This is a genomic window from Nocardioides pyridinolyticus, assembly GCF_054653575.1.
Map to the genome: position 1 here is coordinate 1 of NZ_BAAIFY010000048.1, position 10,169 is coordinate 10,169.

A 10,169-nucleotide genomic window follows, 5' to 3' on the forward strand; every position below is an offset into this window, starting at 1 on the left:
CAAAATCACAAGCGCATCACGGGCGCGGGGGCAGCAGCGTGGATGTCTCGACCGGTTGTGCCTCGCCACGGTCGACGGCGGCGTCGTGGCTGTCTCGTGCGCGTGCGAGCAGGTCCATGAGTTCATCCTCCTCACGGGCTTTCTGCTTGTACTTCGGACCGAGGGCGAAGATCTGGTCGCGCTCGGAGAGCAACAGGGCATAGATGCGTTCCCGCTCAGCCGGATCGTGGGTGTACTCGGCGTCCAGGTAGGCGGTGGCGTGGCGTCGAGCGTTGCGAATGGCGTTCTGGGCCTTGCCGGTGGGGCTGTAGAGCGAAGCGAGGACGGTGAGGAGCAGGACGCCGATGATCACGCTCAGCGAGACGGTGGTGCTGATCTCGGCAACCTTGATCGGCTCGCCGTCGTTGACGAACGGGAGGTTGTTCTCGTGCAGGGCGTGCAGGATGAGCTTGACGCCGATGAACGCCAGAATGGCGGCGAGACCGTAGGAGAGGTAGATGAGCCGGTCCAGCAGGCCCTCGATGAGGAAGAACAGCTGACGCAGCCCCATCAACGAGAACGCGACGGCGGTGAACACCAGGTAGGTGTCCTGGGTCAGGCCGAAGATGGCGGGGATGGAGTCGAGGGCGAAGAGGATGTCGGTGCCCCCGATGGCCACCATGACCAGCAGCATCGGGGTCATGGCGCGTTTGCCGTCATGGATGGTGAACAGCTTGTCGCCGTCGTAGTGCTCGGTGGTGTGGATGACCTTGCGGGAGAGGCGCACCACGACGTTGTCGGCGGTCTGGGACTCGTCGTCGTGGTGGGACTTGAGCATGTTGCCCGCGGTCAGGATCAGGATCAGGCCGAAGGCGTAGAAGATCCAGGCGAAGGAGTTGATGAGCGTGGCGCCGAGGAAGATGAACCCGGTGCGCGCGATCAGGGCGAAGACGATGCCGAACAGCAGCACCTTCTGCTGGTCCTCACGCGGCACCCGGAAGCTGGTCATGATGATGAGGAACACGAACAGGTTGTCCACCGAGAGCGCCTTCTCGGTGATGTAGCCGGCGAAGTACTCCCCGCCCGGGGTGGGTCCGCCGAACACCAGGACGCCGAGCCCGAACACGATGGCGAGGCCGACGTAGAGCGAGGACCAGTACGCGGCCTCGCGGAGCGTCGGGACGTGGGCCTTGGAGGTTAGAAGGGCGCATGAAATTTGACGGTTTTGGCGGGAACCTGAGCATCCTCGGCCCTCCCAGCGTACGTGGGATCTCAGGTTCGTTGAACCCGGGGCGTTCGGCGATTCTCGACCCGTTAGGGCTGGCGGTCGCCCAGCGCGGACTCCGCCGGGCAGCGGAGTTCCAACTGTGGGGCAGCCTCAGTCAGTTTCCCGTGCGCCCAGAGCGTGTGGATGGTGGCTGCTGCGGTGATGGCCCCAAGCACGCCCAGGCCCAGGTCGCCCAGAGTGTCGGCGTAGGCGAAGTGGCGCTCGGAGGAGCCGCTGATGAAGGCGAAGTACTCGCCTATCTCCCAGACGATGGCGCCGGTCGCGCCGATGGCCAGGGCACGCTCGAGGACGCTCAGGAAGTTCGACGAGCGGTGCATGGTCAGCAGGATCACGGCGGCTGCGAGAAGGCCGGTGTTCATGAAGTGCATCCAGTCGTCGAACCAAACGACGGTGTCGTAGAGGTTCATCCGGTTGCCGAGGATGTCGGTGAAGCATGTGATGGTGACCAGGAAGTCGGCGAGCCACGGGAACGAGGCGCGCTCCTTCCAGAACAGCACCCAGATCGCAGGCACCGTGAACGCCAGCATCGGGTAGATGATCGCGCGCACTCCCGCGGCTTTGTCTCTCATGTGGCTGGCGTCGAGGAACAGCAAGGCGAACACGAGGAGCAGGATCAGCCCGGCCTTGGCCGAGATATTGGCCGTCCGTACGAGCGGGGGGATTGGGTAGCGCGCGACCACCAGTTCGCTCATGTGTGGCTCCTGCTCGGTTGTTCGGCGCGAGCGGGATGCCCGCCGAGCGGAGATCGTCTCATCTGCGGCTCACTCAGGCTGTGCGATTGGGTGGAGGGCGATCTTGGTGATCCGGTGCCCGGTCACCTCGCTAACCTCGAGGACCGCGCCGTCCACCTCGACGGCGTCGCCCGCGACCGGGATACGTCCCAGGCGGGCGATGACGAATCCGGCGACGGTCTCGTAGTCGCCGTCCTCGAGCGGGATGCCGGTCTCGTCGGTGAAGTCCTCAATACTCAGGCCGGCGTCGATGCAGGCCGGGTCCTCGCCGGTGACGGGTTCTTGCGTGTCGTACTCGTCGCGGATGTCACCGATGAGCTCTTCGACGAGGTCTTCCAGGGTCACGATGCCGTCGGTGCCTCCGTACTCGTCGATGACGACGGCGAGGTGGGTGCCCTGCTGGCGCATGGTGGCCACGGAGGGCAGGACGAAGTTGGTCGCCGGCAGCATCAGCACCGAACGACACACGTCGTGGACCCGACGTGTGTCGTCGGCTGCGATCCCGAGCAGATCGCGCACGTGCAGGAAGCCGATGACATCGTCGAACCCCTCGCCCGTGATGGGGTAGCGAGAGTAGGGGAGGTCGCGGACCCGGTCGGCAGCCTCGATCAGAGGGGTCTCGGCGCTGAGGAACTCGACGTCGCCGCGTGGCCGCATGGCCGCCTTGACCGTGGTTTCCGTGGCTTGCAGGACGTCACGCAGGATGCGGCGTTCCCCTTCCTCCAACGCCTCGTGTTTGGAGACGATCTCGCGCAGTTCGTCTTCGGACAGTTCCTCGGTCGTCGCGTGAGGGTCCCCGCCCACGAGGCGCACGACAGCGTTGGTCGAGGCGGAGAGCAACCAGATGACCGGGCGCATCAATCCGGCGAAGCGGTCCAGCACCGGCGCGACGGCCAGCGACAGTCCGGCGGACTTCTGCAGGGCCAGGCGTTTGGGCACCAGCTCGCCGAGCACGAGGGACAGGTAGGCGATGAGGAGTGTCATCACGACCAGGGCAACTGTCTCGGCCGTGTCGTCCCCGAGGCCGATGACCTCGAGGTACGGCGCCAGGTCGGGAGCCAGCGTGGAGCCACCGTAGGCCGCGGAGAAGAATCCAGCGACGGTCACGCCGATCTGGACCGCTGCGAGGAAGCGGTTGGGGTCACGCGCCACCGCCGCGACCCTGGCGCCGCGCGAGCCTTGGCGTTCGAGCTGGGTCAGCTGGCTCTCGCGGAGCGAGACCAGCGCAATCTCGGTCGCGGCGAACACGCCGCCGACGAGGACGAACACCAGGACGAGGCCGATGTTCAAGAGAGTCTGGCTGTCCATCAGGTCCATTCACCCCCGATCGTGCTCGCGGGTGAATGGCTGGTACTTCGAGGCTCGTCCATGGGACCAAGGATACGAACTGCCAGCCGTCCCGCGCTCGCCCGGGCAATGAGCGTCGGCTTCTGTGTGAGTTCAGGGTCGGGGCGTCCTGTCGCCGTCGATGGCGAGTTCGGGGTGCTCGATGGTCTGCAGGTAGCGGGTGGCGCCGTCTATGCCGAGGCCGAAGAGATCGGAGATGCGGCGGACGTCGCCGCCGGTTGCGTGGATCTCGTGGAGGATGCGGTCCTGGCGAAGCGCATGAGGACGCAGGGTGATTCCGAGCCACGGAAAGTTGCGGCCTACTGGGGTCAGGCGGGGCGCGGTCCGGCGGTTAATGAGCAGGTGAGGGTTGGCGCTGTTGGGCCAGCGTCGGTTCCGGTGGTCGAGCCAGGCGGCGAGACGGGTGCGGACCGGGGCCCCGAGCGGGATCACACGCTCACCGATGGTCAGGCGACCGTCGACGATGGCGGTGAGTTTCAGGGCACGCAGCTCCTTACCGCTCACCGCGTGGAACGCGACGAGCGAGACGGCCAGCGCAACAACGGGGTCGGCGTGGTTCAACTCAGCGCGGATCACCTCTGGATCCAACGCCAGCGGAATGCTGCGCGCGGGTCGCACGATCTTCATGCCTCGCATCGGGTTGGCGAAGATCAGCTTCCGGCCCTTGAGCGTCTTGAACAGAGATCTGAGGCCGAGCTCGGCGGCGTGACGTCGGCCGGGGTTGAGCGGCTCCAGTGCTTTCTCGATATCGGCGCGCGTCACCTGCGCGAAGGAGGTGTAGCCGGGTCCACCCAGGCGTTGACGACGGTGACCAGGCCCATGATCTGGACCCTGGCGGTTTGCGGGTCGCGTGGCACTTGGCGCGGTGCCTGACGGGAGTCTTCGAGCATGACGTTGAGCCACAGCTCGAGGTGCTCGCGCATCTGGGCCGGAAGGTTGGCGGCCCGTGCTGCGAAGTAGACCTCGGCCCGGCTGGGGGGTCCTCGATAAGCAGCCCGGCGTCGGCGAGCACGTCGATGGTGGAGCTGATGTTGCCGTCGTAGCGGGGCATTTGCAGGACGTCGGTGGCGCGTATCTTCGCGGTCGGTTCGTCGCGCAGGGTCTGCAACAGCCGCAGGGACCGCATCACGTCGTTGCGTTGGCGCACCGACCAGCCGTAGCGCTCGGAGTGCTCGTCGACGACGGCGGCGCAGTAGCGGGTCAGCTCGCTGTCCTCCTGGAGCGAGCGTTGTCGCAGAACCTCCGGATCAGGCGCAAGGTCGAACAACCTCAGTTGGACCATCGGTTCGTCGTCGAATCCGGTCCCTTCGGGGTAAGTCAGTTGGTTCTTGTAGCGGCTCTTCCAGGGCTCATCGACAGCTCGAACGCGGGCGGTCGGCTTGCGGGCGCGGGATCCGGGCCGGAGCACGGGATCGGGCGCCAGGCGCGGCGTGACGCGTCGCTTGAAGAGCATGTTGGCCAAGAACAGCTGCTGGCTGTGCTGGTTGGCTGCGGCGTAGTCGAGCGCACGGCCGGGCTCTTGGATGATCTGGGCTTGCTGGACGCACAGCCTGCAGGCACCGGAGTTGCCGATCCGCGCGAGGCGGCCGCAGTAGTCGCAGGTCCCTTCGGGGTAGTGAGTGCGCCACCAGCGACACGGCCAGCAGGTCCAGTTGTACCGCGGGTAGACGCCCCACGCGAGGCAGCCTTTGCAGGAGCCTGGTCGCTGGGGGCAGCGCGGGTGGCACAGGGTGCACAGGCCCTGGCTGAAGTAGTCCTCGGTGCTGCCGCATCCGCGGCAGGCCGGCGCTGGGAGTGGTGGCTGCCGCAGACTGCCTCGGCAGTTGGTTCTGGCCAACTCCAGCGAACCCGCCGAGGATGATCCCCAAAGCGAGAGTCGCGATCTCGCCCAACCGATGGTCGGGGGCACTGTCGGAGTGCAGGGTCAGCCGGAATCTTCACTGCAGGAGCAGGCGCGACGGCAGACGCCGCCAAAGCCATCCGGCCGTCGACGGCGTCCGCCCTGCTTGGTGGTCACCGGGCGGTGACCACCAAGTAGGCAGCGGTCTCGAAGTCGACGAACCCGGTGAAGGACGGGCCGTCGGCGAACGGGAGGATCTGGGTCGCCCAGTAGCCCCCGAAGCCATTGTCGCGGTCGATCCAGTAGAAGAGATTGGCCAGGCCCGCCCAGCCGATGGCGCCGGCCGGGCGGCCGGTCGGGAACGGGTCTTCGGTGTATTGGAAGGTGTAGGACCAGGTCTTTTTGAGGCCGGGGAAGAACTCGGCGTCATTGGAGAGCGACTTGATGACTCCCGGCAGCATCTTGACCTGCAGGTTGTCGGGGAGCTGGTTCTCGAAGGCGAGGTCGACGGACGCGGGCGTGAGCACCTGCTCGCCCGAGGCGCTGCGACCCTCGTTGAGCCACATCCGGATAAACCGCAGGTAGTCGGGCACGATCGAGAAGAGACCGTGCCCGCCGAAGTCGACCTCGGGCACCGTGGGCGCAGCGAAGTCGCTCGGTGTGAGGCTGCCGTCTTCCTCGCGCTGGTGGTGTCGGACCTTGCGGGCGAGCATCTCCGGAGAGGGAGCGAAGGCGGTGGCGGTCATGCCGAGAGGCTCGAAGATGCGTTCGTGGCAGACCTCGCCCAGCCGCTTGCTGGTGATTCCCTCGACCACTTGGCCTGCCCAGTCGATGTTGCTGCCGTACTCCCACTGGGTTCCCGGGTCGAACAGCAGCGGCGTCTGCAGGGCCTTTCGGCTGGCGGTGGCGACGCTGGGCTGGCCGTGTTCCTCGGCGAGTCGGTTGTAGGTTTCGTTGAAGAAGTCGTAGCCAAAGCCGGCGGTGTGAGTCAGCAGCTGGTGGGTGGTGACGTCACTGGCGGGCGGGCGCAGGATTGGCTGGCCGCCGGCGTCGAAGCCCTCGATAACCTGTAGTTCGGCGATCGCAGGCGCGTACTCCTTGGCCGGGGCCTGGAGGTCGAGGTCGCCGGACTCAACGAGCTGCAGACAGGCGGTGCCGGTGATGGCCTTGGTCGTGGACCAGATGTTGAAGACGGTGTCAGTGGTCATGGCAGTGCCCGTGGAGAGGTCGCGCACGCCTGAGGCGCCGAGGTAGATGGTGTCGTCTCGGTCGGTGATGCCTGCAACGACGCCGGGTACTCGTCCCTCACCGGAGACCGGCCCCTGTGACGCGCTCTGGACGACGGCGTCGACCGCGGCTGCCAACTGTTCGCTCATGGAGATTCCTTTCATTGGTTGCTGCCCAGCCTCTTTCTGGTGTGACGAGTGCCACAACCGACGTTGTGTCGCAGATCTCTCCCCTTCTCCCGCCAAATGGCGGAAGACCCGGCTAGAGCGCCGGAATAGACTGCGGACAACCAGTCGATGACCTTTGGCAGCCGGCCGGGCGGGTCTACTGGAGGAGACGGCAATGACGACGAATGCGGTCCCCCGGCCGGGCTTCGACGCCGAGTTGCGGGCCGGCTTGGCGGTCGTGGGGGGAATGTTCCCGCCGACGATCACACCTGAGCTCATCGACTTCATGCGGGTTTCGTATGCCTCGCCTCCAATGGCGGACCTGTTTCGGGAGCGCGGCATCGATGCCACCGAAGTCGTGTTGCCGGGCTACCAAGGAGTCGAGTTGACGGCGGCGGTGTTGCGTCCCCTCGGCGCGAACGGACCCCGTCCGACGGTGCTCTACGCGCATTCGGGTGGTCTGATGTTCGGCGACAAGTTCAGCGGGCTCGACCTTGTCTTGGACTGGGTCAGCGAACTTGGAGCAACCCTGATCACCGTCGACTATCGGCTGGCGCCGGAGTTCCCCGATCCCTACCCGTGGGAGGACATGTACGCGGCGCTGGAATGGGTAGCCGCCCACGCGGAGGACCTTGACGTTCGACTGGATCGGATCATGGTCGCGGGAGCGAGCGCTGGCGGCGGCCTGGCGGCTGGGATCGCCCTTGCCGCTCGCGACCGTGGGGGGCCCCGGTTGTGCGGGCAGGTTCTCGACTACCCCATGCTCGACGATCGCCTGATCACGGCCTCGACCAGCCAGTTCGACGGCATTGGAGTATGGGACCGAATCAGCAACCAGACCGGGTGGCAGGCGATGCTCGGCCATCGGCGTGGTGGCGACGCCGTCTCACCGTATGCCGCTCCAGCACGGGCGAGCGACCTGGGCGGTCTGCCTCCTGCGTTCATCGATGTGGGCGCGGCAGAGATCTTCCGCGACGAGGCCATCGAGTACGCCGACCGGATCTGGCGCGCGGGAGGCGACGCCGAACTGCACGTGTGGTCGGGAGCCTTCCACGCGTGCGACATCTTCGCGCCACACACGAGCGTCGGTCGCTCGATGATCCGCACGCGCAACGAATGGGTTGAGAAGATTCTGGCGGACTAGAGGCCATACCCACGGTGACTTCGAAGGGACTTGTGAAATGCAGGAACTCCTGGGGCGGATCGCTCGCCTTGACCCCAGTGCGAGCCTGGGTCTTCGAGTCATCGCATGCTTCGACGAGCTGATCGTAGGCAGCGTGAACACGCGCGCGCTCCTTGCCGCCGCGGCCTCTCTCTCCGGTTGCACGGCCGGCTTCCTCCAGACCGGCTCTCAACGAGCGATGCGGATCACGCCGAAGGGTCAGGTCGCGGAGGAGCCCACGCCGACGCTGCGTGAAGACCTCGTTGCGCACGTGGGTGACGAGATGACCGTGTGGCTCGAACGAGACGATGCGCCCTCGCCCAACGATGCGATCATCTTGGAGCGGCTCGCGCTGGCAGTCCGGATCCGGCATGGTCGCGGTGGAAGGGATATCGACAACCGGCGCCACTTGGGCGTGCTCACCGAGCGGGTTAGCACTCCCGACGAGCGTCTAGAAGCCGCCGGCGCCCTGGGGCTGATTGCTTCCCGGCGCCACCGAATCGTGGCTGCCCCCCTCTTCGCTGTGTGGAGTGGCCGTCCTTCAGGACCAGAGGACGTGATCGGCACCCGCTTCGGCCCTATCCACGCCGTGGTTGTTCCGGAAGCGTACGAACCATTCCGAGGTTCACCCGTCGGCGTCGGCGTCGCCACGAATGCTCAAGGGCTCGACCGGTCCTTCCGCAGCGCGCTTGTGGCCCTTAGGCTCTGCGACCCACCGTGCGAACCGATGGTCGCTGCCGACGTCTACGGCGGCCTGATCGAACTGCTGGCCGAAACCGACGACGACGCCCAGCGCGACTACGCCGACACCCTTGACGGTGTCGCGCAGCATTCTTGGGCTCTCGAGACCGTAGCTGCTCTAGTGACGACTCGGACCATACGCGAGGCGGCCCGAGTGCTGAACGTCCACCACAGCACCCTCCAGGCTCGAATCGACACCATCAAGACGGACCTCGGCTTCGACCCCTTGCAGGGATTCGGCCGCACACGACTCGGCATCGCGCTCCTGGTGCACCGGCTGAGTCGGTCCAAGGTGCTGGACATGCCCACACCCGCCGATGTCGGAAATCAGGTCGGACCAGCCGCTGTAATCGGCTGATCCTCGGCGGCTCGATCATGCGATTCCACGACACCCTCGCCGGGTCCAGACGAGGCTCTTCGCAGCCCAGTCGCCGGCCGGCAATGGCATACAAACCGACGCCTCATCGTCGGCGAATCTTGCACCACGGCGAGGTCTCGACGCTATGCACGTCGCGGAGCAATTGGCAGCAGCAGCAGCGGGAGGGGAGCCAGCAGCAGTGTAGTCAGGCACTGGCGAGCGCGCGAAGGCACCTTCGGTCGGATGCTCTCGAACGGCGCTGGGGCGCCGGGTCGCCCACCAGGGATCCGACGCACCTGCGGGGTGGTTCCTTATGGTCGTCGTGGCGCTCGGACGTGGAGCCAGAGCTGCAGCGCCGCCCGCCCCGCCAATGCGGGGCTTGACGGCGTGGGGAAAGTTAGCCAACTGCTCGGCGTGTGCAACCACGGTGAAGAAGAACGCCACGAGCGACCGCGGGTAGATCCGGAGCATTCCTGAGATTCCCTAACAGACTGGGTCAGTTACTCAACTGCTGGCCGATGTCGATTGGCCTGCGGCGATCAGGTCCATGACGGATCGGTCGGCGAGGGTGGTGGTGTCGCCGACCGTGCGGTTCTCGGCGACGTCCTTGAGCAGACAGCAGATGGCGCATGATCTTGCCGGAGCGGGTCTTCGGGAGTTCGGGGACGATCATGATCGAGCGGGGTTTGGCGATGGCGCCGATCTCCGTAGCGACGTGGGTACGCAGTTCCTGGACCAGCGCCTCGCCCGTGGCCCCGTCGGAGACGCCCTCGCGCAGGATCACGTAGGCCACGACCGCCTGGCCGGTGATCTGGTCCGCGGCACCGACGGCGGTCGCCTCGGCGACGCGGGGGTGGGAAACCAGGGCGGACTCGATCTCGGTGGTGGAGAGGCGGTGGCCCGAGACGTTCATGACGTCGTCGACCCGGCCCAGCAGCCAGATGAAGGCCGATCGCCACTGTGGAGTACGGGTCGGTCAACAGGACGGCGTATCCCGCATCTTCGTCCCCGTAGTGGAGAAACGTCGCGGGGACGCGTTCGAGGCCGAAGACGCGCTCGTACCACTCGATGCTGCGATCGATGTCGGTGACAGTCGGCGAGAAGTGGCGCACGCCCTCGATCTTCGGCGCGTTGTCGGTGCTCATGGTTGAGCTCGTCCCTTCCGATCGCCGAGCGCGGTGGCGCTCACTTCAGGAATGACGCTATTCGGCGAACTGGTCTGTGCCTATGCGGAAATCCAACTGCAGTTGTACCCATTCCTACCGACGGTTCCGACGAGGATGACGTGAAGACCTGGGTGAAGCGGGCTCATCCCAATCGAGGGTGTAG

8 protein-coding genes and 2 pseudogenes are annotated in these 10,169 nt (G+C 66.1%); 2 read left to right on the forward strand and 8 right to left on the reverse strand.

Going from position 1 to position 10,169, the window contains the following annotated elements; all coding sequences use genetic code 11:
• Positions 1-16: 16 nt before the first annotated feature.
• From ACYQ0U_RS22100 to acmB, 6 genes are all read right to left on the reverse strand, one after another.
• The gene (locus ACYQ0U_RS22100) at positions 17-1,333 is read right to left on the reverse strand and encodes a TerC family protein (RefSeq protein WP_459976054.1); all 1,317 of its coding nucleotides are present in this window, start codon (positions 1,331-1,333) and stop codon (positions 17-19) included.
• Positions 1,294-1,959, reverse strand: coding sequence for a hypothetical protein (locus ACYQ0U_RS22105; RefSeq protein WP_459976046.1), 666 nt, complete (start codon positions 1,957-1,959; stop codon positions 1,294-1,296). Before ACYQ0U_RS22105 ends, ACYQ0U_RS22100 begins: the two co-directional genes overlap by 40 nt.
• A 69-nt stretch (positions 1,960-2,028) precedes the next feature.
• On the reverse strand, positions 2,029-3,306 hold the full coding sequence (locus ACYQ0U_RS22110; RefSeq protein ID WP_459976048.1) for a hemolysin family protein: 1,278 nt from the start codon (positions 3,304-3,306) through the stop codon (positions 2,029-2,031).
• Between the two features lie 132 nt (positions 3,307-3,438).
• The gene (locus tag ACYQ0U_RS22115; RefSeq protein ID WP_459976049.1) at positions 3,439-4,107 is read right to left on the reverse strand and encodes a hypothetical protein; all 669 of its coding nucleotides are present in this window, start codon (positions 4,105-4,107) and stop codon (positions 3,439-3,441) included.
• Complete coding sequence (locus ACYQ0U_RS22120; protein ID WP_459976050.1) at positions 4,104-4,268, reverse strand: hypothetical protein; 165 nt, start codon at positions 4,266-4,268, stop codon at positions 4,104-4,106. The genes ACYQ0U_RS22115 and ACYQ0U_RS22120 overlap by 4 nt, the downstream gene beginning before the upstream one ends.
• Positions 4,269-5,358: 1,090 nt before the next feature.
• Complete coding sequence (gene acmB, locus ACYQ0U_RS22125; protein WP_459976051.1) at positions 5,359-6,549, reverse strand: methyl acetate hydrolase AcmB; 1,191 nt, start codon at positions 6,547-6,549, stop codon at positions 5,359-5,361.
• A 205-nt stretch (positions 6,550-6,754) separates the two neighbouring features.
• Between acmB and ACYQ0U_RS22130 the strand changes: the two genes are divergently transcribed.
• Both ACYQ0U_RS22130 and ACYQ0U_RS22135 read left to right on the forward strand, forming a co-directional pair.
• Entirely contained in the window at positions 6,755-7,723 is a 969-nt protein-coding gene (locus tag ACYQ0U_RS22130) for an alpha/beta hydrolase (RefSeq protein WP_459976052.1), read from the forward strand.
• 37 nt (positions 7,724-7,760) lie between these two features.
• The gene (locus tag ACYQ0U_RS22135; RefSeq protein WP_459976053.1) at positions 7,761-8,840 is read left to right on the forward strand and encodes a helix-turn-helix domain-containing protein; all 1,080 of its coding nucleotides are present in this window, start codon (positions 7,761-7,763) and stop codon (positions 8,838-8,840) included.
• Positions 8,841-9,344: 504 nt separating this feature from the next.
• Here ACYQ0U_RS22135 and ACYQ0U_RS22140 read toward each other — a convergent pair.
• Together ACYQ0U_RS22140 and ACYQ0U_RS22145 are read right to left on the reverse strand one after the other, a co-directional pair.
• Positions 9,345-9,783 (reverse strand): annotated as a pseudogene (locus tag ACYQ0U_RS22140) (AMP-binding enzyme); the annotation flags it as partial.
• Positions 9,784-9,814: 31 nt separating this feature from the next.
• Positions 9,815-9,985, reverse strand: a pseudogene (locus tag ACYQ0U_RS22145) (VOC family protein); the annotation flags it as partial.
• Positions 9,986-10,169: the final 184 nt, after the last annotated feature.

Excerpts from the sequence above, each read along its gene's own strand:
- ACYQ0U_RS22110 (WP_459976048.1), bottom strand. The coding sequence starts at position 3,306 with ATGGACAGCCAGACTCTCTTGAACATCGGCCTCGTCCTGGTGTTCGTC.
- ACYQ0U_RS22135 (WP_459976053.1), top strand. The coding sequence starts at position 7,761 with ATGCAGGAACTCCTGGGGCGGATCGCTCGCCTTGACCCCAGTGCGAGC.
- ACYQ0U_RS22105 (WP_459976046.1), bottom strand. The coding sequence starts at position 1,959 with ATGAGCGAACTGGTGGTCGCGCGCTACCCAATCCCCCCGCTCGTACGG.
- ACYQ0U_RS22120 (WP_459976050.1), bottom strand. The coding sequence starts at position 4,268 with ATGCGCGAGCACCTCGAGCTGTGGCTCAACGTCATGCTCGAAGACTCC.
- ACYQ0U_RS22130 (WP_459976052.1), top strand. The coding sequence starts at position 6,755 with ATGACGACGAATGCGGTCCCCCGGCCGGGCTTCGACGCCGAGTTGCGG.